Here is a 24077-nt window from a genome sequence, read left to right on the forward strand (position 1 = left end):
GAGAATCCCATGAAACCCGATGAACTCGGATGAAAGGGATGAAACGTGCGATCCATCTGGAACGGCGCGATCTCCTTCGGGCTGGTCAGCATCCCGATCAAGCTGGTGAACGCCACGGAGAGCCGGTCGATCTCCTTCCGCCAGATCCATACGGAGGACGGCGGACGGATCCGCTACCGCAAGGTCTGCGAGCTGGACGACAAGGAGATCTCGTCGGCGGAGATCGGAAAGGCGTACGAGGACGCGGACGGGACGATGATCCCGATCACGGACGAGGACCTCGCCTCGCTACCGCTGCCGACGGCGAAGACGATCGACATCGTGGCGTTCGTGCCGGCCTCGGAGATCGATCCGCTCCAGATGGACGCGGCGTACTACCTCTCCGCGAACGGGGTGCCGGCCGCCAAGCCCTACACGCTGCTGCGTGAGGCGCTGAAACGGAGCAAGAAGGTCGCCATCGCGAAATTCGCGCTGCGCGGGCGGGAGCGGCTCGGGATGCTGCGGGTCGTCGACGACGTCATCGCCATGCACGGGCTCCTCTGGCCGGACGAGATCCGGCAGCCGGAGGGCGTCGCCCCGGATGCCGAGGTCAAGATCCGCGACGCCGAACTCGACCTTGCGGACGCCCTGATGGACACACTCGGCGAGGTCGACATCGAGTCGCTGCACGACGACTACCGCACGGCGGTCGAGGAACTGATCGCCGCGAAGGCCCAGGGCGTCGAACTGGAGCCGGAGCGCGCTCCGGCCGCGGGCGGCGGCAAGGTCATCGACCTCATGGCCGCACTGGAGAGCAGCGTGAAGGCGGCGAAGGAGGCTCGCGGGGGCGAGGGCGAGGGGGTGGCGCGGGCCGCGGAGGTCACGGAGCTCAAGCCCCGCAAGCGGGCGACGAAGGCGGCGGCCAAGAAGACCGCGGCCAAGGCGGCGCCCAAGGAGACGGGTGCGAAGAAGTCCACGGTGACGACGAAGGAGACGGCGGCCGCCAAGTCCACGGCCAAGTCCACGACAAAGAAGGCGGCGGCCAAGAAGACCACCCCGCGCAAACGCGCCTCGGCCTGACGTCGCGTCCCCCTGACGCGGAGTGGAAGGTTCCGCGGTCGGGCGGTCGCGCACTGGCCCAAAGCGGCCTCCTGTGATCGCTACTCGGGCCTCACAAGATCGCTCAATGTCATGAGCAAGAGCTCAAGCGATCAAGGGGAGCGGGACGACCGTGCGCAACACCGGCAGATGAATCACCACGGCGGTGGCCGTCGCGGGCAGCGTGCTCCTCGCGGCCGCACCGGCCGAAGCGGCGAATGCGATGCGCGGGGGTCCGGGCCCCTACCCCCGCCGCAGCAACGCGTCCAGCACCGAAGCCAAGTACGCCTCCCGCTCCTCCGCCCGCGGCAGTGCCTCCGGCACCGCATGGGCGAGCTGCGTGTGCCCCAGGTAGCCGGTGTACGCGAGCAAGCCCCTCCGCCGCGCCTCCACCGGAGCGAAGCCGAGCTCCTCGAACAGCGCCGCCACGTACGAGATACGCCGCTCGGTCACCCGCCCCAGTACCGCGGCGACGTGCGGATGGCCCGCGGTGGCCAGGAGGGAGACCTCCAGCGGATCCTCCGCCGCCAAGGCCGTCGCCTCCGCGAACAGCAGCCGCAGCCGCTTCTCCGGATCCGGCTCCCGCTCGACCGCCGTGATGATCTCCTCCGTGCAGAGCGCCTCCCACCGCGCCAGCGCCGCCTCGATCAGCGCCTCACGGTTGGTGAAGTGCCAGTAGAAGCTGCCCTTGGTGGTCCCCAGCCGCGCTGCCAGCGGCTCCACCGCCACCGCGGCGAGGCCGCGTTCGCCGATCGCCGCCAGTGCCGCGTCGGCCCAGTCCTGTGCGGTGAGTCGAGCCATGAAATCCACCATACGGTACCGTATGGAGAACATACGCTCCGTATGGAGGTGCGTGATGCGCACGGTACGGAACGTTCACGAGCGGGTCGTCGAGGCCCCCGCCGACACGGTCGGCGCCCTGGTGGACCGGCTGTCCCTTCGCCGTCAAGGCGGTCGAGGTCAACGAGCTGCTGCTCGGCGAGGACGCCTCCCATCCCGACTTCCGCGCCTCGCTGCTCGACGGTGAGGAAAACGTGACGCTCACGACCGTCGTCCCATCCACAACAGCCGCGGCCGGCCCGCCTTCGGGCTGATCCGCTGCGTACACCCGTTCATGGCCCGGCACCGGCTGCGCCGTACGCGCCGCGCGCTCGCCGCACCGCCGGCCGCCGAGCGCCTGCACGCGGGAGCGCCACGCGCGACGTGATCGGGCCGGTGCCGTAACGTGCCGCTGGGTGGCCCCGCGCGCCAGGTGCGCACGGCACCACCCCTGCGGTACCGGACGGCGGAGGGCGGAATGTGACGACCAATCAGTACGGTCCGGCCGAGACGGCCGCCACCATTGTCGACATCAACCGGATCCTCGGGCCCCTGCCCCATGAGGACATCCCCAGCCGGGACGAGACCGGCCTGGTCAGGGAACTGGACCGGCTGGGGATCGACTCGGCGTGCGTCGTCCACTCGCACGCGGTGTACGGCGACCCGCGCGACGGCAACGCACAGCTGGACCTCATCGACGACAAGCGACTGCGACCCGTTCCGGTCCTCGTCCCGGGCCCCCTCGGTACGGGCGACATCCCCCACGACGGCGCCGCCCCGCTCGTACGCCTCTGCCCCGACCGGCACGGCTGGAGCATCACCGGACCGCACGCCCTCGACCTGACCGCCGCCCTCGCCCGCGCAGGCAGCGCCACGCTCCTCGCCTGGGAGGTCGTCACCGCCGCCGCCGTGCACCGGATCGCCGCCGCCGACCCGGGCCTGCGGATCGTCCTCACCGGCACCGGCTACCGCAGCCTGCGCGACCTCACCGAACTGCTCGACACCCACCCGCTGCTGTACGTCGACACCTCCACGCTCGCCGGCCACCGCCAGGTGGAGTGGTTCGCCGAACGGCACGGCGCCCACCGCGTCCTCTTCGGCACCGGAGCCCCGATCACGGACGACGCGGGACCGCGCCATCTGCTCGACACCCTCGACCTGCCGGCCGGCGACGCGGCCCTCATCGCCGGCGGCAACGCGCTGCGACTGCTGGACGGTGAGGCATGAACGCGGTCCCGAACGTCATCGACGCACACGGCCACCTGGGCCGCTGGCACGCCTTCGCCATCCCCGACGGCTCCGCCGACAGCCTCGTCGCGATGATGGACCGGTGCGGGGTGGCCGCCGCCTGTGTCTCACACCTGCTGGCCGTAGGACCCGACGCCCGCGCCGGGAACGCCCTCCTCCTGGAGGCGCTCGACGCCCATCCCGGCCGCCTCCTCGGCTACGCCGTCCACAACCCGCACGACCCCGAGGCCGCACCCCGGCTGCGCGACCTGCTCGACGCACCCGGCGTCATCGGCGTCAAACTCCACCCCGACGTCCACGAGATCGCCCTCGACGACCCCGCCTACACCCCCGCCTTCGAGGCGGCCGCCGACCGCGGCCGTATCGTCCTCGCGCACAGCCAGCACCGCAGCGCCTGGAACGACGCCCGCCACTTCCTCGCCGTCGCCCCGCGCCACCCCACGGTGCCCCTGCTCATGGGCCACTCGGGCTTCACCCCCCACGGCTACGGCCCGGCCGCGGACGTCGCCACCAGCTGCCCCAACCTGGTGCTGGAGACGTGCAGTTCCCGGATGACGGCGCGCCATCTGGCCCGCTTCGTCGCCGAGGTGGGCGCGGACCGAATCGCCTTCGGCTCCGACGCCGTCTTCCTCGACCTGAGGATCGGGCTCGGCCGGGTGCTGCTCGCCGACCTGACCGACAAGGACAAGGAGCAGATCCTGCACGGCACGATGGACCGCTTGTTGAAGGGAGTCACCGGAGCGGACTGAGCGAGGCCGGACGTCCGGCCTCCCGCTTTCTCACCCCATCGCCGAGCGCACCGACTCCACGAACGCCCGCTCGAACCCTTCACGGCTCTTCGCGTCGACGAGATCGAGCGAGAGGTACGGATTGAGATCCTCCAGCTCGACCAGCAGCAGCCGCCCGTCCTCGTCCCGGCACGCGTCCACCCGCTGGATGCCGTACTCGAGTCCGTTCCACTCCACGAAAGCCCGCGCGAACTCCAGGTCCGCCCCGTTCGCCTCGTACCGCTCCAGCTCCCAGCGCCGCTCCGGCCGCGGCGCATACAGCGCGTACTGGAAGGCGCGGTCGACGAAGTAGAACGACACCTCGTAACGGAAGCGCACCCGCGGCTGTACGAGCACCTGCCCGAACTCCACCCCGGTCAGCCCGTCCCGCGGCACGAACTCCAGCCCCGCCGAGTCCGCGCCGAGCAACGGCTTCACGACGTACTCGTGGACCTCCGGCAGCCGCGCGAGGTCCGCCGCCCGGTCGGCGGTCGGGATCACGGGATACCCGGCGGAGAACAACTCGGGCAGATACCCCTTACCGGCCATGTCGCCCTTGCCGGTCAGCGGGTTGTACACCCGCACGCCCTCGGCACGCGCCCGCTCGCGGAAGGAGTCGTACGCCTTCCGGTAGTTCATCACCGGCCCGCTGTTGCGCACGACGACCAGGTCGAACGAGTCCATGAGCGCCTCGGCGTCCCGCGGATGGCACAGCGCGAGCGTGACGTCTTCGCGCAGCCGCGCCGTCAACCGGATGTCCTCGTCGCAGTACCGCCGCCCCCGCGCCTGATACGCCAGGTCCGTCACGTACAGCACCTGTCCCATGTCCCGTCCTTTCGCCGCGCGCGGACATCGGGCCCGGATCGCCGGCCGGATTGTCAGACGCACGAGGTAGAACTGTAGGCCGAAAGCGAAGGACCACGACGGGAGCGCCTCAGCACCACGACGCCGGAGCTCTCTGAACTTGCTCTTGTCGGGGTGTCACGGACTTGAGGCGTCTCAGATTCGCTGGTGGATCAGACGGCAGCGTGGGCCGAGGTGATCGCAGAGCTCGAGGATGAAGGCGTCGCTGAGCGGCGGCCAATTGTTGAAGCGCACTGCGAGGTTGGCAACGTGGATGGCCCATGGGCCGGTCCAGTCGCCCAGGAGCGCGGCGGTGGCGCAGTTCTCGCAGGTCACGAAGGGTTCGGCCCGGTCAAGCCAGGGCTTGATCAGCGTGATGTGTGCGTCTTCCTCGAGCAGGGTGGTGCAGTTCGGGCAGGCCGGCGGGGTGTAGTTGCCGCCGGGGTCGTGGATCTGACGTCGGTCGAGGATGTCGATGCCGTCGCCGATGAGGCCGGTGTATTGGCGGAAGTCGCGAACCGCCGCCGCGGCGGCGGGACCGGGGTGGTACTGACTTGGCCGCCAGACAGGGTCAGGCTGATCGTTGGGTTGGATGATCTGCTGCTCGAGAAGCCAGGTGGCGGCGGCCGCCGCCCGCGCAGGGGCCTCCTGCGCCGAGACGGTCAATTCCGCGACGATGATCGCACTGTCGCTCATGGTCGTGATCGTATCGCCGGGATTCCGAGGCCGGTCGTTCTGCAATTGGCGCAGGTGAGCAGCCCTCGGGATCTCGGGGCCCAGCGACGCGCTCGCGCAGCTGCTTTTGTGAAGTACGCCGTCTCTGTCAGGTAGCTCGTGGTACGGCCGTGTGCGATGTCGAGCATCTCGCCCTCTGTCCCGTAGTTGCGTGCCGGTGCGTACGAGAGCAGAGGCGAGGGCACGACTGGCTTTCTGGTACCTGCCGTAGGACAGCTTGAGCACCGATGCCCGGCCGATGCCGCCCGGCAAGCGGTGAGGCTGAACGACGCCGCTGACTCCGCTTCCGTGGAGTCCGCGGCCCCATTGCCGTGGGGGACCGATGACCCTCTGCCCGATCTGCCCGGCGAGCCACTCCGCGAACGGTCCTCGTAGCCGTCCCGGTTGCGGCGACGCACGTGGACGAGGAGCAGATGGGCCCCGGCAGGACTCTGAGAAGAGCCTCGCCGGCCGCCAGGATGTCGCCGATCGCCGGATCGCGGAACTCCTCGACGGGCTCGGGCTGTCAGGAGGAGGCCGACAAAGACCCGCCGAAGGTACCCTGCTGCCCACCTGCTCAATGAGCGGGTGGTCTTCGCCGTCCCATCAGTCTGGTTTCTGTGCCGCTGCGAAGAGCGTCTGCCCTGTGCGAGCCGGAGGAACCGTGGAACTGCTTGCGCTGCTCGGTCAGGCGGTGGCCGCTCTCAAGGAACCTTTGGAGCGGGGTGACCTGGAGCAAGGCTGGAGTGACGATCTCCGCCGGGAGGTCCAGGAAGAGATCTCGATCCATCGCTCAGTTCTGCGCCGGCATGGGCTGGGGATGGCGCGCTATCTGCGGCCCCGCCTCGACGAGTGGTTGGAGCGCGAGGGAGTACGACCGGGGCGTCTGCGCAGTCTGGTGCTGGACGTGCAGCGAGGGCTGGCAGATGCTCGCAGCCAGGCATGAGATCCCGGAGCGACCTGCGGTCGCCATCGTCGGGAATGTCGCGATGTTCGTCCCCGTGGGATGGCTGCTGCGCGTGGTGCTGCCGCAGGCGGTGGCGGTGGTCGCGGCGGGTGCGGGCCTGTTGCTGCTCATCGGGCTCGGCCAGTTGCTGTTGAACCGCGCCGCCGACGTCGACGACGTCATGCTCACCTCGTGCGGGTGGGCCCTGGGCGCAGGGCTCACCCGGCTTCGTACGCGGGCCTCGTAGCCGGGCCCGAAAGCCCGGTTTCCGACGCCCGGAAACCAGGCTTTCGGCTGGTGGGTGACCGGCAGTGGAAGGGTCGGTGAACTGGGTCGTCTCTGGTTGCCGGGTGTGGTGCGAGCACTGCAGGGTTGGGGCCGACCGCCGTTCGCCTCACCACGGAAGTGCTCGACTGTGCGTCTGCTGACGTTTCTCGCTGCCCTTGTTGCCGTTCTCTTCGTCGCCCCTCCGGCGCAGGCGCACGTCCGTGAGACCTCGGTCGTGGTCGACCTGCGCAGCCAGAGCGACGGCGTCGCGGCTGTCGTCGACGTGGAGTACGACGTCCTCGCCCGGCTGCTGAGCCTCGACGGTGTCCTGGGCCCGGACGCGGACGGCACGGCCGCCGAGGTGCCGACCGGGGTGCGGCGCAGTTCGCTGGACGCGCACGCGAGCGACGTGGAGGCGTACGTCGGCGAGCGGCTGCGGCTGAGCCGCGGCTCGATCGGGTGCACCGCTGCGGACCGTGCCCGCGTCGAACTCGCCGACTCCGGCGCGGCGCGGGTCGCGCTCGCCTACGACTGCCCGGCGTCCGGGGCGCTGACTGTCCGCAGTGACATCTTCCGCCCCTCCGACGGCGTCATCGACGGCACCACGACGAAGGTGGTCTACGACATCGATGGCAGCCGCGGTTCGACGCTGCTCGACACCGCCCGCACCAGCGTCACGGTGGGGCACACCGATCTGCTCAGTGAGATCCCGCGGTTCGTCAAGCTCGGGGCAGAGCACCTGTACTTCGGGCTCGACCATGTGCTGTTCCTGCTGGCGCTGCTGCTGGGCGCGAAGCGGCTGCGCGACGTCGTCGGGGTCGTCACGGCCTTCACGGTCGCGCACTCGGTGACCCTGGTGCCGGCCGCGATCGGCTGGGTCAGCGTGCCCGGGTGGATCGTCGAGCCGCTCATCGCGCTGTCGATCGCGTTCGTCGCGCTCGACAACCTGCTCTCGACGAGGACGGGGCACCGGCTGCCCGTGGTCTTCGGCTTCGGGCTGCTGCACGGGCTGGGCTTCGCGGGCGCGCTCAGCATCGACGGGCCGCTGTCGGTTTCGATGCTGGCCAACCTGGTCGCCTTCAACGTCGGCATCGAACTCGCCCAGTTGACGATTATCGCGCTCGCCTTCCCGGCGCTGCTGTTCCTGCGCAGGGCCGCGACCACGCCGGTCGCCGCTCGCGCCCTCACGCTCGGCACCGTCGCGGCGACCGTCGTCGTCGCAGGTGCCGGTCTGGTCTGGTTCGTCGAACGTTCCCCGCTCCTGACCTGACACCCACCTCCCCGCACTCTCAAGGATCCCGATGTCCGTGTTCACCTGGACACGCGCGCACATGCGCGCCGTCCTGTACACCACCATGCTGGGGCTTGCCTCCAGCGTGGTGGCGGGCCCGCTCACGCTGTACGCGGCGACCGCTATCGACCCGCCGGAGGCCACCGTCAGCGGCGTCGCGTACGTCGACGCCAACGGCGACGGCCGGCGCAGCTCCGACGAGGCCGGCCTGGCCGGTATGCGCGTCTCCGACGGCACCGTCACCACCACGACCGCCGCCGACGGCTCCTACTCGCTGACGATCTCCACCGACCGTCGTAAGACGGACATCGTGTGGGCCGGCCAGCCGCGGGGCTACCGGTTCGGCCTCGACGAGTACAAGGAGCCGAGGTTCTGGGCGAACCTCGGCCAGCTCGCCGACGACGCCACGCCGACCGCGGACTTCGCGCTCGTCCGCGACGAACTCTCCGACGGCGACACCTTCTCCTGGGCCAACATCGCCGACCCGCACGTCAACGCACAGCTGCCCGACCAGGTACGCGAGATCAACTCCACGGGCACCGACCTGCGGTTCATCGCGGTCAGCGGCGACCTCACCAACGACGCCAGCCAGGGGCAGTTCGACGCGTACCGTCGCGGCACCCAGCAGTCGGCCGTCGGTGTCTGGCCGGCCGTCGGCAACCACGAGTACGCGAGCGGGTCGGCGTACGCGGACAAGATCGACAACTATCGCAAGAACGTCGGTCCGGAGTGGTACTCGTTCAACTACGGCAACCGGCACTTCGTGGTGCTCGAGAACAACGGCTCGGCGCCGTTCGACGAGGAGCTGAACTGGCTCAAGGACGACCTCGCCGCGAGCGTTCCGCTCGACGACGACCCGACCAACGACATCGAGGTCGTCGTCCTCACCCACCAGCCGATGAACGTCCCGTTCGGCTCGCCGTCGACGTACGACGCCTTCGGTGAGGTGCTCGAGCAGTACAAGGCGCAGCTGATCCTGGTCGGCCACGAGCATTCCAACCACGTCGAGAACAAGTCGGCGTTCGCCTCGACCGCCAAGCACATCCAGACCGTGTCGAGCTCTTACACGATCGACAACGCGCCCCGCGGCTTCCGCTACATCCACATGGCGGGTCCGGGCTTCGAGAACCCGTTCCGGATGTACGGCGAGAACGAGCACCTCACCATCGTCAGCCCCGCGCCGGGCTCGAAGGTGCCGGCCGAGAAGTTCCCGGGCATCCAGATCAACGCCTACGACACCGGCGACGACGTCGTCTCGGCGACCTACCGGATCGCCGGCGACAAGAAGTGGAGGCCGCTGCACCGCAGCGGCGAGTTCACCTGGCAGGGCAACCTGCCCGACAGCCTGCAGACGGTCGGTGAGCACAGCGTCGAGGTGAAGGTGGTCGACGCGGCGGGCAAGACCTGGACCAAGTCGGCGGACTTCACCCTCACCGACGAGCCGGCTCTCAAGCCGGTCGCCGGCGGTGACTGGGACCAGCACCACGGCAACGAGGGCCACTCCGGTGTCGCGCCGGCACAGGAGGCCGGCCGCCGCCTGGCATGGAGCTTCCGCACCAACGGCACCTTCCTCACCGGGTCGCCGGTCATCCACGACGGCGTCGTGTATGCGGGCACCCGCGACGAGAACGGCGACGGCAACAACCGGATCCACGCCGTCCAGCTCAAGAACGGCAAGGAGCTGTGGAACTTCGAGGTGCCGCAGTCGATCCACGGCAGCCTCGCCTACGGTGACGGCCTGATCTTCGCGCCGACCCTCGGCTCGGAGCTGTACGCCGTGGACGCGAAGACCGGCAAGCTGCGCTGGAAGGCCGAGCCCGAGGAGGCGCCGGCCCCGAACAACCAGCGCACCTACGGCTACTACTCGCCTGCCGTCTCCGGTCACACCGTGCTCTGGCCCTACCAGACCCGCTTCGGCATCGGCAGCCAGGGCGTCCTCAAGGCGCTCGACACCCGCACCGGCGAGCAGATCTGGGCCTCCCCGATGTCCGGCGCGACCATGAGCGACGGCACGCCCGCCGTCATGGACGGCACCGTGTACGTCGGCAACCAGACCGCCGACCGCGTGCTCGCCTACGACCTGGCCACCGGCGCCCGCAAGTGGACCGGAGCCGAGTCCCTCGGCGGCTGGCAGGACGGCGTGCCGACCGCGGCCGAGGGCAAGGTCTACATCGGCTCCAACAACGGCATCGCCGCCCGCGACGCCAAGACCGGCGAGACGCTGTGGACCTACCGGAGCCCGCGTTCCTCGCTCGTCTCGAGCGGCTCGACCCCGAGCGCCGCGGCCGTCAAGAACGGCGTCGTCTACATGGGCTTCCCGAGCGGCGCCGTCGTCGCCCTCGACGCCCAGACCGGCAACGTCCTCTGGGAGCGCGTGCTGCCCGGCGACATCTACCACGGTGGCGTCATGTCCAGCCCGGTCGTGGCCGGTGGCACGCTCTTCGTCGGCGCCAACAACGGCAAGTTCTACGCCCTGGCCACCGACACCGGCCAGATCCTGTGGAACCACGAGACCGGCACCTGGGTCGGCGCCGGCCCGGCCGTCAGCGGCAACACCGTCGTTGCGGGCGCCTGGGACGGCAACCTCTACGCCTACGTGCCGGGCGGCGAGTCCGCGCAGCGCTGGGCGACCGTGACCGGTACGGTCAGCGACCCGGAGACGGGCGCTCCGATCGCCGGCGCGAAGGTCACCGCCGTCGCCGCCGGTCAGGACACCGCGCTGACCAGCACCGACGCCAAGGGCCGCTACCGGATGGGCCTGCCCGCGTCGACCTGGACCGTCTCGGCGGCCAAGCGCGGCCTGATCGCCGACGACCGCTCGGCGGCCGGCGTCACGGTCGGCACCACCGGCAACGAGACAGCCGACCTGAAGCTGATCAAGGTGACCCACCCGGTCGCCGGCAAGTCGACGTACGCGCCGGACTACGGCAACGGCAGCACGCGCACCGACGTCGTCACGGGCAGGGAGTACTACTACCTGGCCAATGACAAGGTCCGGGCGTCCGTGACGCCGTACACCGGCGGCAACAACGGCGTCGGCGGTCTGGGCCAGGGCGAGCTGTCGGACGTCATGCTCAACGACGCCAACGGCGCCGAAACCCTCGACTGGGGCGAGCTGCTGCTGCGTCCGAGCCTCACGCCGCCCGACTCGTGGGACCGGCCGGGCGACCAGATCGACCTGCCCGACCTCGCGGTCGACGGCGCGGCCGTGGTCGGCAACGGTCAGTACCGGGGGAACGGGGCCATCAAGGCGCAGGTCCGCTACGAGACCCTGCCCGACGCTCCGGTCGTGAAGATGACGGTCAAGCTGACCAACACCGGCACCACGGGCTACCAGGGCTACTTCAACTACATGATCGACCCCGACAGCTCGGTCGACAACGGCCGGATCCCCGGGTTCAGCGGCACCAACCCGGGTCTGAAGACCTCGGGCTGGACCGGGAACCACGTCTACGCCGGGGCTGACACGGCCACCACGAACGGCCAGGCCGCCCACGGCCTCGCCTGGGCACAGGACAGGCCGGCGGCGGTCGGTGCGTACGGCTACATCGAGGGTCTCTACTACGACGCCACGATGGAGCCCGGTGCCACCAAGCAGTTCAGCTTCTACCACCTGACCGACTACGCGACCGCCGGTGGCGACCCCACCCGCAACATCGCGAAGTGGGCCGACGAGATCGACCTGCACGACGAGGCCGTCCCGGACGCCGCTCGCGCGGCCGGCACGATCACCGCGGACGGCGCCGCCGTCTCCGGTGCCCGGGTCGCCCTCGAGCAGGACGGCAAGGTGGTCGCGACCACGAGCACCGACGCCCAGGGCAAGTACCGCGTCAAGGCCCCCGCCGGTCAGTATGACGTCCGGGTGTCCAAGCTGGGCTACCAGACGGCCGCCGACAAGGTCACCGTGCCGGCGGCGGGCAGCGGCGTCGCCGACGTCGCGCTGAGCCCGGTCGAGGTCGAGGCGAGCTACGGCAAGCAGATCGGCTCGGGTCTGGTCGAGGCAGGCCACGGCGACGTCATGCTCGAGAACGACAAGCTCTCGATGGCGATCGCCGACGCCTTCAACGACTCGCAGCTCTCCGGCAGCACCCGCGGCAAGCCGGTCGACATCGCCGTCCGCGGCATGGCCGACCAGTTCGACTGGATCAACCTGCCCTACGTCTCGGCGACCCAGCCGACCGGCGGTAACGCGTGGGACGTCCGGACGGTGGGGGCGACCGACGTCAAGATCGTCCAGGCGACCGGCGACAAGGCCGTCGTCCGGGTATCCGGGCCGGTCAATGGCTTCACGGGTCTGACGGCGACGACGACGTACACGCTGAAGCCGGGCGACAACTTCGCCACGGTCTCGACGGAGCTGAGCAACTCCGGCTCGGCTCCCCTCAGCGTGTGGACCGGTGACGCGATGGACCACGACGCGGCCGGCCAGGCCAGTGTCATCCCGGGCACCGGCATCGTCGCGCCGGGTGCGACGGCGGCGTACACCCCGACCAAGCCGTACATCGGCATGACCGGGACCGACCCGCAGGTGTTCGGTCTCGTCTACGGCACGCCGGCCGGCGCCTTCGACGTCTACGCCGCGGGCAACTGGGTGATGAGCCGATTCAACGTCGACGTGCCGGCGGGCGGTTCCTACACCCTCACCCGCAAGCTCGTCGTCACCCCGGGCACCGACGCGGTGGGCATCCTCGACGAGGTCCCCGCGCCGTAACGCACACCCACCCCACCACACGGGGCCGGCCCGGACTCCTACCGGGCCGGCCCCGTGCGCCGATCCGCCATAACAACGCGGCGGGTCGCGTCAGGTGGACTGCACCACCACGACGGTGCGCGGGCCGACCGTGATCGACTGCCTCGCGGCCGGCGGCGTTCCCCACGCCGAAGGCGGCGTCGGCCGACAGCAGGAAGAACCCGCGCTGGGCCCAGTCGATCGGTCGTGTCCCAGCCGCATGCCGTCAGCCGCCGGTTGCACCTGCCGCGTCGCGCCTCGACCGGCTATGCGGCGAGTGTCGCCAGCGTCTGCTCGGGTGCGGTGAGGATCGAGAAGTGGCCTTGGCCGGGATGGATGTGAAGGCGTGCGCCCGGTATCGCGGCGGCGAAGCGGCGGGCGTGCTGGAGGGGGACGGTGGTGTCGGCGTCCCCGTGGTGGATCGACGTGGGCACCCTGATCGACTCGAGGTCGAAACCCCAGGGTCGGGTCAGCACGCGCAGATCCTGCCCGACTCCCCAGCTGCCGCGGTGGAACGCTCGCAGGTAGTTGGCCAGGAAGGCCGCGCGTGCGTCCGACTGGGCGAGGGCACGCCGGTCGCCGACGGGCATCTCGCTGGTCGCCAGGCGAAGGAACAGCCCTGGTGCCCGGCGCGCCAGCGTGGCCAGGCGGCCCAGAAACCAGCCACCGAAGGCCGGAGCGTGCCGGGCGATCTGCAAGGACGCGCGCTGCCCGCCTGCCATCCCGCGGGTGGGCCAGGCAGGCGGGCCCAGGGGCGCGATGAGCAGCAGGCTGCGGACGCGGTCAGGCAGCTCGGACGCGCAGGCGGCCGCGAACGCTCCGCCGCCCGAGACGCCGAGCAGCGCCACCGAGCCGACGTCCAACGCGTCCAGGACCAGGGTGGCTTCCGCAGCCCAGTCCACTACCCGCGGCAGGCGACGGGCGTCAGTGTCGCCGATGCCGGGGCGATCCGGGGCGATGAGGCGCAGTCCGAGGGCGTGGGCCGCGCCCGCGAAGCCGTACGCGGCCAGCCGGGAGTCGGCCAACCCGTGGCAGAACAGCACCGCAGGCGCGTCCGGCTCACCCACCACCTCGACCGCGATCACCCCGCCGTCGGCTCGACGCAGTTCCACTCTCATATCGTCTCCCATGACCTTGATCTGAGAGCTGCCTGAGCGGCTTTCCGGAGGTTCTGCCGGTAGCCGGCCGGGAGCCAGGGGTCGGTCCGGGGGTTGCAGCGGTCCGGTGCCGGCCCGGTGATGGTCTTCGACAACACCTGGACCAGCCCTTGGCTCCCCGACAGTTACGCGCGCTTAGATGGGTTGACCTGGGTAAACGCTCCAAGATCCTGTGCACGAACAGTCCACGGACGACGTCCTGGGGTCGCTCAGGGCCGCATACGGCTGCGCATACGCGAAGACCCCGTCCTCAGCGTTCTCGCTGGTGGCGGGTTCTTTGGGCACCTCATCAAGGGTGCCCCGGCAGGATTCGAACCTGCGCACACGGGTGTGTGGCGTGTGCCTGCGCGTGAGCCCGAGCCAGCTGCACTGGAACCGCAGCAGTGAGCCTGCCCGCCTGCCGTCCAAACCGCTTCACCGCCCATGCCGAGGGTGCGACCCGACCGTCACCAAACGCGTGCACGCAGCGTCTCCCTCCCCTGGTCACCCGCTTTCAACTGTGTGACACGCTCGCGAATCACCCACAAGGGAGCGATCCGGCCACATGATCCAGAAGCGGACCTACCTGCTCGTGAGGGTCGGGCATGAGACGAGCGAGATGCCCTGCAGTTACGGCACCATGCTCACCTGAGCTGCGCCCCTCGGTGCAACTACGGGCGGGACGGCCAGGCGGCTGCTCGGGGGTGCTGAAGGTCGGCTGTGGGCTCTGTGGTTGCTGTACACCGCTGCTGTACAGCACAGCCGCTGACCACCGCATTAGGAGTTCGATCGACGAGCCTCCGTTGCCGTCTGTGGTGCAGCGCCCGAAGCCACGGCGAGCCATGTCCGGCTGTCGCTGTACGTCTCCGTTGATGTCACCCGTGGATGTCAGGCGGACCTCGGCACGATATTCACCGCACGGTAGACGTAGCCGTCCTGCTTGAAGCCCGGGGCTTCCCATGTGAGGTCGACTTGTTGGCCAGGTGTCAGCGTGCGAAACCCGGCCATCTGGATGTTGGAGTAGTGGCCCCAGCAGCCGCCGGGAGTCTCCGGGGAGTCGAGTACGCCCCAGCCTTCCTCGTCGCGCCACTCGCGGACAGTCGCAGTCACCATAAGCGGAACCTTACGGTGCTCATCTGTGTCGGCCGTTGCCGTCAGACTGCCGTCACGTGACGGGCCGTCTTCTGATCCGTAGCTCTAGCCAGACCGGTCAGCGACGGCCATACCGGTCGCTGCACGGCCCTGGAGGAACGCAATCGGACGGGGACAGTTGCTGCACTTCGCTGCTGTACAGCACGACGTCCCGCTTGCCCGCCCCACGTCGTACTCGTGCACAACACGGCGGTGCGCCCGAGTGGTTCAGGGACCCGCTTGCAAGTCGGGTGACGTCGGTTTCGATCCGATCATCGGCGTCTACGGGATCTTCACGGGCCCACATCCCGCGTGCGAGAGTCCACCCATGACTGACATAGGCAGACGACGCAAGCTCGGTGCCCTCGCTGGCGTTTGCATCGCCGGGGCCCTGCTGCCCGGCATCACCCTGGGTGCGGAAGATGTGGACGTGCCGCTCTCACTCATGGTCGCCGCCCTCGTGGTCATGCTCCTCACCCAGCTCGTCTACGTCGGCCCGTCCGCCCGTGTCCCGGCCCCGGCGCTGCTGGCCTTCGGCCTTGCCGGGTTCGTACAGGACTCGCTCATCTGGTGGCTGCTCTCCTGGCTCGGCGGGAAGTTCGCCGAGCTGGAGGTCGAGGGCTTTGGCACGATCCTGCTTGCGGGACTGATCACGCGAGTCTCGATCCTCGCGTTCTCCCTGATCGGCACGGAGCCGACGGCGGACTGACGACCCGGCGAGGCCACTCCGGCCGCCCTCCACAAGGACGATCACACCGTTTGAGGGCCGTGCTCCTGACGTCGGCGCAGCGGGTTTGGCCGGTGTCCTGCCCGGTTTGGGGCCGCGCTGTTGCTCGGTGCCCGACGGCGACCGTCGCCCCCCCGTGCGATCAGGCACGGATGGGCGGCAAACTGGCACCGGGCGACGGTGGTGATTCCAAGGAGGGGGCACGTGCTCTATTGGCCGAAGCGGTAGCGGTGGTGGACCACTGCACTGGTAGGCATAGCGCTCTGCGGAGGCACTCTCGTCTGCCTGGGCCGGATCGCGGAAGAAGTGACGAGCGCAACGTTCGGATGGTGGGGCGTTGTGGGTCGCTCGATTCTCATGGCCGGATACGCCGGGCTTGCGATCGTGATGACACGTCGGGCAATCAGCCTCTACAAGGAGACGCGGTGCCAGCCGTGAGGGTCTGGGCAGGGTCCCGCAATAGGTCGGTGGAGTCTCAAGGCGCCAGTCAAGCGCCGGCACTGCGCGTCATGAGCACCAGTTTGGAAGTCCCCGTATGCGGATGCGGCCTGACCTGGGGCATGCGCGACCTGCGGGGGAGCTGCTGAGCCGCCGCCATTCCCCGAGGGTCCCCGCTCGTCTCCGACTGAACGGGCACGCAGGGGGCACGGTGCGCGGGGTATCTGGACAGCGCGGCTCTGCTTCGACATGCTGCATCGGCGATCATGCGCAGCGGTGGCTGCACGGTGCAGTGGGGTGGGGATTGGTGATGCGAGCACAGGCCGAGGCCTTGCCGCCGGAGCGCATCCGCTATGGGCTGACCCCCTTCCAGCGCGCGCTGCCCTTTCTGCCGCTTGCTGTCTTCTGTGTCGTCATCGAGGTCGTCGAGGTCGTGGACTGGATTCGAGGCGACGCGTTCAGTGTTGGGGCTGCCAACCCGTTTTGGGTGTGGATCGCCATGCCGTTGTTGGCGATGATCGTGTTTCCGCGCCATGGGATCACCCTCACGGCGTCGGCGGCCGTCGTGCACAATCTGCGCCGGCGGACCATCCGGTGGTCCGACGTGCAAGGCGTCCACACCGAGTCTTCTCTGGGGCAGCGGACCGTCGTGATCTACGAGGCTTCTGGTCGCCGCACCCGCCTGCGGGCGCCCGTTACGGGAGTCCTCTGTTGGGATCGCAGGTTCGAGGAGAAATTCCACGCCATCGGACAATGGTGGCTGGCTCACCGCGGACCGGATTGGTCTCCTGTCTCGCCACAGTTGGCGCGGCGGGACGGTCGCTCTACGTCCGGCGGGAACCCTTTCGCGCCTCCCGCGTAGCTGGTGGCTGCATGTCCACGCGGTCGGTGGAGTCTTGATGGCCGAGTCAAGCTACGAACGGTCTTGAAAACCGTCGTGGCGGCGACGTCACCGTGGGTTCAAATCCCACACCCACCGCAGGTGCACCGCATCACCTGGAAAGTGTCTCCGCCTCGTACGGGAACCAGAACCTCAGCAATCTCCATCCTCGCTGTTCAGAGGCACTTCCCACGTCCCTGATCACGTGCCGGACAGACCGCTTCGTGAAAGCGCGAGGTTAGGACGTTGGGGAGCGCTTGGTCCGCACGGTGTGTCGGAGGTGTGTCGCGGACGATGAGAGACAACGAGAGAGGGCGGGAGTCAGTGAGACTGACTCCCGCCCTCGTCTGTAGGCATCCGCCCAGGTCAGAGCTTGATTTCTGCTGATCCCAGGCGAGTGCCCCCGGCAGGATTCGAACCTGCGCACACGGCTCCGGAGGCCGTCTGACCCGTCGGCGTTCGTGCAGGTCACGTCCCTGCTGAGACGCCCAGTTGACTCATTCGTCCACGAATGGTCCACGGCCTGGACTGAGGGACCTACTGTCCACTGCTGCAAGGGCTGGGGACGTCGATAGTCTCAGTGTGCCTTGCTTTTACCTTGAGGTTTCCGTCTGAGGGCGCCTCTTCATGCCTGCCGACAGGACATCTACCGGTCATCGTTCGGGCCTCTGGTTGGTGGTGGTCAGCCGAGCCGCTATTGCAGTTGGTTGGCGACGAGCTGGCGGCGCTCTGCCCATCATTGCCACAAACTATGGTTCCGCTGGCGGTGGTTCCTGGATGATCTGCCTTCGGGTCAGTTAGCCCCTGGCCCCGCGATGCTGGTCGGCGGGCCTCAAAGTCGTGGTGAGTGTCAGTAGCCCGGCGTACCATCTGGGGCACCTGCGAGGATTATTCCAAGATCGGACCACCCATGTTGGCGCTGCAAGACCCGCTCGATGATGCCCAGCTCGCCTTGTTGAAGGTCATGGCTGAGCCGTACTTGCGTGACGGACAGTGGCCGTTCTGGCACTACGTAGAGCGGATGATGGATCATCTGGGGTACGACGACGCCGAGGCAGTTCTCAAGTCTCTGCCTGTTGTTGGGACGACGATGTCTATCGGTCCCTCATACGGGCTGGCATGGTACGACCGCGTCCACCTGGCCGATGACAGCCGCCCCGCCCTCACCGCCGCCGCTGCCCTCCATGCGCCCGAGATGCGGCATCTTTTCGGTGACAACTTCATTGCTGTCTTGCAGTACTTCGTGAAGCAACAGCGAGCAGCCAAGCCATCCCCGGATCGGTCTGATGCCCCGTATGTCACGTCGGACGATTTCAAGCGGGATTTTCCCGCTGTCACTCCTGAGTTCGTTGCGGCCTTGCCGGGCATCTTCGAGCGGGAACCGGTGATGCGACGCGGCTACCAGTCGTGGGGTACCACTCGGGGTGGATGGCGCTTTCAACTTCACCGTTGGCTCAAGGACTACCGAGACGTCGAAGACTTGCCGAGTTACGTGGAACGAGTCGCCAAGTTGACCACGGAAGCCACCACCATCACCTTCGTGGCTTCCAACATGACCAGCCGTCGGCTCCCGACCCCAATCGATTTCCAGCTTGGCAATGCTCCGTCCGTCGTCACCACGGCCGGCGCCCCGCCGATCGTCACACGAGTTGTGGACCCGCCTCAGTACGTCAATGCCGATCTCATCACCGAGTTGGAGGATAAGAAGGGTCGTAGCCGGCTGAGCCCGGACAAGCTCTTGCAGCTCATGCGAGAGCTAAACGCCTGCTTCGCAGATGACCATGCCTACGCCTGCCATGCTTTGGTGCGCGCCATCATCGACCATGTTCCACCCATCCTGGGATACAAGACGTTCGAAGCGGCGGCGAGCAACTACACCTGGCCGACTGCGGCCGACCGGAAGTACATCAAGAAGTTGATGGAGTTCAAAAACCAGGCGGATGACGTGATGCACCGCCAGATTCGCACTAGCCGAGGCGTCATCACGATGCACGATGTACCGCTTCCTGGATACATCAACGCTCTACTACGGGTGTGCGTCGACCAGTTGTAGCGGCCCTAGAAGGTGGGTTCCGAGCGTGGACTGGCGGAGTCGGCCACAGCGTCAGTCCGCTAGCTACCGTTGCGGGCAAACACCGTGTTACGAGTTCCTCATGAATGTGGCATCGGCGGGCTGATACACGCAAGAGTGCGGGCGTATTCAACCCGACACGAAACGCCACTCTTCAACTACCGCCTAGCAATAGAGAGTTCCGAGTCGCTCAAAGAGGTCTTCAATCTCGCTAACCTGTTGAACGTCAAGCGCTGCGGCGGCATCCTCGCTCCTGACAAGGTTTAGGCGCAACAATCTTCCATCCTGCCCTTTTGCTACTGCGTCGATTCGGGAATATTTATGTCCGTGCTGTCGGGCGTAAGAAGCCAGAGCATGGAGCTTATCGACACCATCCGCTAGATGAGTTCCATGCGGATCTACAATAGATACCGAAATTCCACCGTCGGCGTTTCGATGAAAGAAAATGAAGTCGGGATGCACTGCATTCTTTGGAGAATCAACGTATGGGATTCGCAGCGCTCGTCTCCCAGATGAAGGGTTTCGATACCAACCCAGCATCATTGGATCACCAAGCTCAGCGTTGAGGATTTCACGTTCCCAGCCATTGGCGACGTGCGGGTAAAGACCGTCCGCTTTATCTGCATAGAGATGAAGGCGGTCGCTTGAGGTGGCATCCGACGGCCGCGCAGTTACCGCATTCGGGAGAATCAAACGTGTCTCTTCTGCGCTTCCGGACTGTTCACGCAATTCGTCATATTCCGCGCGTCGCGCCGCGTGCAGGGCGTCGATGCGGCGTCGGTACTTTCGATCCAGTTCACGAACGTAAGCAGCCGCCGTTGACTCCACGGCATTTAGTGCATCTGGATCTTTGGTTAGTGCAATAACTTCTCCCTTGGCGGCCGTAAGGTCGGAACCATTCTCGTAGCGACGAGCTATGTACTCGTCCGCAATCTGATCCGGCCAGAGTCGGGCAGCCTTGCGATACTCCCGCTCTACGCCGCGATGATCAAGGCGTACCGCGGTACCCTCGATCACCTTCGTCTGCCCGGTTGTGAGATCGTGCGTAGTCGCGGTCATACGAACAGTTGTCGCTGCCGTGACTGCCTTCTCAAGTTCGCCAGTTGCCCGTGCTGACTCGACGCGGCCTGCCATGGCATTCAGCATGACCTCGTTGGCCTGCGTCGGAACGTCATCGTCGACGCCATCGTAGGCAAGGAGGTGCGCAAGCTTGCGGAGGCGGGTGATATGGGAGCGACTGCGTTGCGCCGGCTTGGTGTAGGTGGGCAGATCGGCAACTGCCTCCCAGACCTCCTCGGATATCAACAGGTTTCGAGGACACGTAATCAGAGACGTTACTGCCTCAGAAGCACCGACATCTTCAGACTGCGCACCCTCATGGAAGGCCGCGGCAACGGCTTCTACCTGCCGGGTATCGAAGTAGGGCAGGAACACAGCAACAGTGTTGAGCGTCTCGTCATCGTCGATTCGGCGAGCAAGCGGCGTGCGCACCATGCGCCCTAGTAGTTGCGCAATGTACGTCGCATCACGCGCAGTACGAAAGGACAACAAAACTTCGGCGCGAGGGCAGTCCCACCCTGTCGTAATCGCTTCCTTGCAGAGTACGACGCGGGCTCGGCGGTCGTCCTGTACAGCGTGCGGTTCCACGTAGCGAACAGCAGTTCCGTTCGAGAGCGGAATGTGGCCATGTGCGACGCCATCCCATTCTCCGAAGGTGTGAACGATTCCGTCTGTCGTCAAGCCTGGCCAGGCATCTTTGAGGGAAGCTACGAGTTCGCCAATTTCCTTTCCTGCTACCTTTGCCTTCACTTGGACAACCAGGATCGGCACAGGGGCTTCTTCGTAATTCGAGTCTCCGTATGCCGCCCATTTAGCTTCATATTCCCGTATGGCCCGCACTGCCTCTACGGTAAGCGCGGTGTCGGCGGCGGGTCCTCCCTGAGGGTTGTGCAGGACGATGATATCCTTCACTAGACCTGACGCTCGAACATCGGCAACCTCCACGTTCACGCCCCGTTGGACACGTGAGGGTTTCCGGGCTGCGGACATAGCCTGCTGGAACCGCTCTGGGGTCGCTGTAATGCCCCACACGACGGGGGCTGCTGCCCTCTGCCGTTCCGGGCTTCCCGAGATAATGCGACTAATGATTGTTGGCCGATCCGAACCGTTACCTGTGCCGCGGTGTGCTTCGTCGATTACGACCAGGAATCGTCCGCCGAAACGGTGAGCGGTGTTGCTGATTGTGTCCCAGAGGGACCATCTTCTGCGATCGGTTCTGCTCTGTTCGTAGATGGAGCCGCGGCGCAATTTCTGGATATTTAGGAACGATACTGTACGTGACGGAAGGAACTCTGCGTCAAACGCCCCATCAATCGTGAGTAGCTGGGGCCCCGCGTGCAAAAGAGACGAGGCAGAGTACATCTTTCGAAGCGTCTGTATGTTGAGCGACGGGTCGTCGGTTACCCAGAGGACCGTAGCGCCGTCGAGCGCCGGCCTGCCGCTCTCAGAGTCACCATGGAAGAGACGCTCGACAACTGCTGTAGCGATGACCGTCTTGCCTGCACCAGTAGGCGCCACTAGGCATACAGACTGATGCTCGCCTGAGCTCTTGTATTCTTCGTGAGCCCGCTCCAGCGCGACGAGCAGGTCGCCGGCAGCCGCCTCTTGGTAGTCCTTGAGCGCGTACTTCACGCTGCTTCCTCTTCCGTTACGTCAACGGTGCCGATCTCGAAACTCGTAAGGTAGTCGTCCCAGAGGTGTACTGCTTCGACCCCGGTCGGCAACTCTGCAGCCACTTGCGTGAAGACCGCAGCGGACCGGCTGACGATGAAGACACATCTCACGTCGTCTCGCCTTCGGACAGCTCGGACAAAGGAGCGCGCCTTGCTCGGAGTGAAGAGCACTCCGTAGATTGCATCGTCCGGAAGCGCCCACCCTGCTGCATTTACCTGATCAATCCGGGAGCCGACAGCGCCAGCCTTCAGCCAAAGCAGAGGGGCTATAGCCTCGAAAGCGAGGCCTAGACTCACCGAGTCACGATCGAGGTAAGCCAGACGGAAGAATTCGACGTTCTCTTGAAGGCCGTTGGCCATAGGGGTGCCATCTAGGTACGCACCGGGCACCGGTCGATTCTGCGGATTACGACCTGTAACGGCAGCTCGAATCCGAGGCCAGGTGATGTATTCGGCAATGCCTTGATCTTCCCAGGCAGGTTCGCCGGGGGCTAGACGTGCTGCACGTAGAGCTCCGGCTTGTTCCGGACCGACTTCGTTGTTAGTCACCAAGATGAAGCTGCGGTGCCCACCATCCTCCGCGTTCAGCTTAGCTACCGCATGTCCGGTCGTACCGGAACCGGCAAAGAAATCCAGCACTACAGCATCTGGCTTATCTCCCACCGCGATGCGCAGTGAGTCCACCACAGCGTAGAGGGATTTCGGGAAGGGGAATGGGCGTCCGGTAAGGGCCTTTACGAGTTCTGTCCCGTGCTTCCCTGCTGCGTGAGATAGCCGGTTCCATACGGTCTTGGCGGTGCGGATGCGTAGCGTGCCGTTGTATTCAACTTGCACGACACCGTTCTCGTCCCGACCAGTCAAGATTAGTTCACCAGTGTTGATCATGTTTGCTAGACGATCGGGCAGATAGAGAACCGACCAGCGATCGCGCTTAGCGTTGTACTGACCCACGCGAACATGCCCAGCCTCAAGCTTTCGAAGGAAGGATTCACGGCGCATACGCCAAATTCCTTCTCTGCCGTCAGTCTTGAGCGGCCATAGCAACACAATTCCTGGAGGCGCGGGGACTGTTCGCCAGTCCTCATCAGGTGCAATTGATTCCCCGGCTCCCACAATATGCCGCTTTTGGGGATCCAGGTACAGGGGATAAAACCATGTCGGCACATCAGCGCGCGAAGAGTTTGAGTTTACGCCGCCACGCAGCAACCGCTCCCAGCGGACCTTTTGCTCTGGCTCTTCAGCTGCAGTGAGTTCTTCGGTATCCCGTGACTGCCCGCCCAGAAGATCATCGGCCACGCTTGACGGAGCTGCGTTTCCTATGAAAACAAAGAAGGCAAACTCCTCAACGCGCAACAATTCGGAAGCCCGTGGGGAGCCGTTAGGGTTCATAACGATTGTGACCATCTGTCGTACAGCAGTTGGGAAGATCTGTTCCAGGAGGCATCCGAGGTGGTGTACCTCTTTTGCGTCGATCGTAACCACCAGTACGGAGGATGTGGGGTTTAGTAGATCTCTGGCGAGCAGCAGCCGCCGCTCCATGAACGCGAGCCACTTGCTGTGACGGTAACCATCCTGACCGTCCACGTAATCATTGTTATAGCGCCAGTCGCGGGCCCCGGTGTTGTATGGGGGATCGATGTAGACGCAATCGACTTTTTGGTGATGCGTGTATCGAAGGGTTTCCAGGGCGTGGTGGTTCTCCGCGTTGATGACTGCACTCCAGGCCCGTCCAGCCGACCCGTTCTCGACTCGTGCTACGGACTGAAGCCCTGGGTACAGCGGCTCGCCAAACACGGCGACCGGCACCAGGTCTGAAAGGGCTACAGCCAACGCTGTTTCACTAGTGCTCGACTCGGTGATGTAGGCGATCTCGCCTTGGACGGCTGTCACCTGCCAAGTGCTCTCATCACCGGGGCGGTCACGGCGCATCACTCGCGCTCCAGGCACGACGGGCGTTCCTGGTAGCGCTGTGTGCTCTGGCAAGTGGCGTTCAAAGAAGATGCCGAACTGTTGCCGGTCCCGGATGCGGGCCAGTTCGGCCCGTATGACCTGTGCTGCGTCCTGGTCCCCGAGATTGTTCAAGACATCGTCTATGTAGGCCATCTTGGCCGGCCCCCTGTAGGTTCTGCTCACAGTGTCGATCACAGGTGTGAGGCACCGTCATATCATCTGACGGGCAGGGTTGTTGAGGGGGTACACGGTCTCGTGGTCACACGCGGAGGCGCGGTCGACGCTGTGGACTGCACCGCGGGGCACGGCTC

17 protein-coding genes and 3 tRNA genes are annotated in these 24077 nt (G+C 66.5%); 12 read left to right on the forward strand and 8 right to left on the reverse strand.

Translation table 11 applies throughout. The features are described 5' to 3' along the window. The first annotated feature begins 45 nt into the window (after nucleotides 1-45). The gene (gene ku, locus ABT078_RS02570) at nucleotides 46-1059 is read left to right on the forward strand and encodes a non-homologous end joining protein Ku (RefSeq protein ID WP_351223014.1); all 1014 of its coding nucleotides are present in this window, start codon (nucleotides 46-48) and stop codon (nucleotides 1057-1059) included. A 261-nt stretch (nucleotides 1060-1320) separates the two neighbouring features. Here the strand turns inward: ku and ABT078_RS02575 are convergent, their stop codons facing one another. After that, nucleotides 1321-1878, reverse strand: a complete 558-nt coding sequence (locus tag ABT078_RS02575) for a TetR/AcrR family transcriptional regulator (RefSeq protein ID WP_351223016.1) — start codon at nucleotides 1876-1878, stop codon at nucleotides 1321-1323. A gap of 498 nt (nucleotides 1879-2376) precedes the next feature. Between ABT078_RS02575 and ABT078_RS02580 the strand changes: the two genes are divergently transcribed. Together ABT078_RS02580 and ABT078_RS02585 are read left to right on the forward strand one after the other, a co-directional pair. Next, on the forward strand, nucleotides 2377-3123 hold the full coding sequence (locus ABT078_RS02580) for an amidohydrolase family protein (protein ID WP_351223018.1): 747 nt from the start codon (nucleotides 2377-2379) through the stop codon (nucleotides 3121-3123). Continuing rightward, nucleotides 3120-3893 carry an amidohydrolase family protein gene (locus ABT078_RS02585; RefSeq protein ID WP_351223020.1) on the forward strand — a complete coding sequence of 258 codons (774 nt, stop codon included), beginning with the start codon at nucleotides 3120-3122 and terminating at the stop codon, nucleotides 3891-3893. Before ABT078_RS02580 ends, ABT078_RS02585 begins: the two co-directional genes overlap by 4 nt. 30 nt (nucleotides 3894-3923) lie before the next feature. Here ABT078_RS02585 and ABT078_RS02590 read toward each other — a convergent pair whose 3' ends face one another. Beyond that, nucleotides 3924-4736 carry an ATP-grasp domain-containing protein gene (locus ABT078_RS02590; protein WP_351223022.1) on the reverse strand — a complete coding sequence of 271 codons (813 nt, stop codon included), beginning with the start codon at nucleotides 4734-4736 and terminating at the stop codon, nucleotides 3924-3926. Nucleotides 4737-4910: 174 nt separating this feature from the next. Further along, a complete protein-coding gene (locus ABT078_RS02595) occupies nucleotides 4911-5450 on the reverse strand; it encodes a hypothetical protein (RefSeq protein ID WP_351223024.1) in 540 nt (179 codons plus the stop codon). Between the two features lie 682 nt (nucleotides 5451-6132). On the opposite strand from ABT078_RS02595, the gene ABT078_RS02600 reads away from it, so the two are divergent. From ABT078_RS02600 to ABT078_RS02615, 4 genes are all read left to right on the forward strand, one after another. Beyond that, nucleotides 6133-6414: a hypothetical protein gene (locus ABT078_RS02600; RefSeq protein WP_351223026.1), complete on the forward strand. Its 282-nt coding sequence runs from the start codon at nucleotides 6133-6135 to the stop codon at nucleotides 6412-6414. Beyond that, nucleotides 6395-6661, forward strand: coding sequence for a VanZ family protein (locus ABT078_RS02605; RefSeq protein WP_351223028.1), 267 nt, complete (start codon nucleotides 6395-6397; stop codon nucleotides 6659-6661). Before ABT078_RS02600 ends, ABT078_RS02605 begins: the two co-directional genes overlap by 20 nt. Before the next feature lie 168 nt (nucleotides 6662-6829). Next, entirely contained in the window at nucleotides 6830-7951 is a 1122-nt protein-coding gene (locus tag ABT078_RS02610; protein WP_351223030.1) for a HupE/UreJ family protein, read from the forward strand. A 31-nt stretch (nucleotides 7952-7982) separates the two neighbouring features. Continuing rightward, entirely contained in the window at nucleotides 7983-12683 is a 4701-nt protein-coding gene (locus tag ABT078_RS02615; protein ID WP_351223032.1) for an outer membrane protein assembly factor BamB family protein, read from the forward strand. A gap of 284 nt (nucleotides 12684-12967) precedes the next feature. On the opposite strand, the gene ABT078_RS02620 is transcribed toward ABT078_RS02615, so the two are convergent. Both ABT078_RS02620 and ABT078_RS02625 read right to left on the reverse strand, forming a co-directional pair. Beyond that, complete coding sequence (locus tag ABT078_RS02620) at nucleotides 12968-13813, reverse strand: alpha/beta fold hydrolase (protein ID WP_351223034.1); 846 nt, start codon at nucleotides 13811-13813, stop codon at nucleotides 12968-12970. Nucleotides 13814-14725: 912 nt separating this feature from the next. Continuing rightward, nucleotides 14726-14950, reverse strand: a complete 225-nt coding sequence (locus ABT078_RS02625) for a cold-shock protein (protein WP_351223036.1) — start codon at nucleotides 14948-14950, stop codon at nucleotides 14726-14728. A gap of 227 nt (nucleotides 14951-15177) precedes the next feature. Between ABT078_RS02625 and ABT078_RS02630 the strand changes: the two genes are divergently transcribed. The 4 genes from ABT078_RS02630 (at nucleotide 15178) to ABT078_RS02645 (ending at nucleotide 17114) form a co-directional block, all read left to right on the forward strand. After that, a tRNA-Cys gene (locus ABT078_RS02630) sits at nucleotides 15178-15249 on the forward strand. A gap of 47 nt (nucleotides 15250-15296) precedes the next feature. After that, nucleotides 15297-15677, forward strand: coding sequence for a hypothetical protein (locus tag ABT078_RS02635; RefSeq protein WP_351223038.1), 381 nt, complete (start codon nucleotides 15297-15299; stop codon nucleotides 15675-15677). A 766-nt stretch (nucleotides 15678-16443) separates the two neighbouring features. After that, a complete protein-coding gene (locus tag ABT078_RS02640; protein ID WP_351223040.1) occupies nucleotides 16444-16995 on the forward strand; it encodes a hypothetical protein in 552 nt (183 codons plus the stop codon). Between the two features lie 19 nt (nucleotides 16996-17014). After that, nucleotides 17015-17114, forward strand: a tRNA-OTHER gene (locus tag ABT078_RS02645). Nucleotides 17115-17411: 297 nt separating this feature from the next. Here ABT078_RS02645 and ABT078_RS02650 read toward each other — a convergent pair. Further along, nucleotides 17412-17470 (reverse strand) — tRNA-Ser (locus tag ABT078_RS02650). A 453-nt stretch (nucleotides 17471-17923) separates the two neighbouring features. Between ABT078_RS02650 and ABT078_RS02655 the strand changes: the two genes are divergently transcribed. Next, the gene (locus tag ABT078_RS02655) at nucleotides 17924-19066 is read left to right on the forward strand and encodes a hypothetical protein (RefSeq protein ID WP_351223042.1); all 1143 of its coding nucleotides are present in this window, start codon (nucleotides 17924-17926) and stop codon (nucleotides 19064-19066) included. A 183-nt stretch (nucleotides 19067-19249) separates the two neighbouring features. Here ABT078_RS02655 and ABT078_RS02660 read toward each other — a convergent pair whose 3' ends face one another. Both ABT078_RS02660 and ABT078_RS02665 read right to left on the reverse strand, forming a co-directional pair. Further along, a complete protein-coding gene (locus ABT078_RS02660; RefSeq protein ID WP_351223044.1) occupies nucleotides 19250-21775 on the reverse strand; it encodes a DEAD/DEAH box helicase in 2526 nt (841 codons plus the stop codon). Further along, on the reverse strand, nucleotides 21772-23919 hold the full coding sequence (locus ABT078_RS02665; RefSeq protein WP_351223046.1) for a DNA methyltransferase: 2148 nt from the start codon (nucleotides 23917-23919) through the stop codon (nucleotides 21772-21774). The genes ABT078_RS02660 and ABT078_RS02665 overlap by 4 nt, the downstream gene beginning before the upstream one ends. Nucleotides 23920-24077: the final 158 nt, after the last annotated feature.

Source organism: Streptomyces sp. NPDC002133, from assembly GCF_040296405.1.
In the GTDB taxonomy this organism is placed as follows: domain Bacteria; phylum Actinomycetota; class Actinomycetes; order Streptomycetales; family Streptomycetaceae; genus Streptomyces.

Excerpts from the sequence above, each read along its gene's own strand:
- ABT078_RS02640 (WP_351223040.1), top strand. The coding sequence starts at position 16,444 with ATGCGAGCACAGGCCGAGGCCTTGCCGCCGGAGCGCATCCGCTATGGG.
- ABT078_RS02585 (WP_351223020.1), top strand. The coding sequence starts at position 3,120 with ATGAACGCGGTCCCGAACGTCATCGACGCACACGGCCACCTGGGCCGC.
- ABT078_RS02665 (WP_351223046.1), bottom strand. The coding sequence starts at position 23,919 with ATGGCCTACATAGACGATGTCTTGAACAATCTCGGGGACCAGGACGCA.
- ABT078_RS02635 (WP_351223038.1), top strand. The coding sequence starts at position 15,297 with ATGACTGACATAGGCAGACGACGCAAGCTCGGTGCCCTCGCTGGCGTT.
- ABT078_RS02595 (WP_351223024.1), bottom strand. The coding sequence starts at position 5,450 with ATGAGCGACAGTGCGATCATCGTCGCGGAATTGACCGTCTCGGCGCAG.
- ABT078_RS02590 (WP_351223022.1), bottom strand. The coding sequence starts at position 4,736 with ATGGGACAGGTGCTGTACGTGACGGACCTGGCGTATCAGGCGCGGGGG.
- ABT078_RS02625 (WP_351223036.1), bottom strand. The coding sequence starts at position 14,950 with ATGGTGACTGCGACTGTCCGCGAGTGGCGCGACGAGGAAGGCTGGGGC.
- ABT078_RS02615 (WP_351223032.1), top strand. The coding sequence starts at position 7,983 with ATGTCCGTGTTCACCTGGACACGCGCGCACATGCGCGCCGTCCTGTAC.
- ABT078_RS02575 (WP_351223016.1), bottom strand. The coding sequence starts at position 1,878 with ATGGCTCGACTCACCGCACAGGACTGGGCCGACGCGGCACTGGCGGCG.
- ABT078_RS02655 (WP_351223042.1), top strand. The coding sequence starts at position 17,924 with ATGTTGGCGCTGCAAGACCCGCTCGATGATGCCCAGCTCGCCTTGTTG.
- ABT078_RS02605 (WP_351223028.1), top strand. The coding sequence starts at position 6,395 with ATGCTCGCAGCCAGGCATGAGATCCCGGAGCGACCTGCGGTCGCCATC.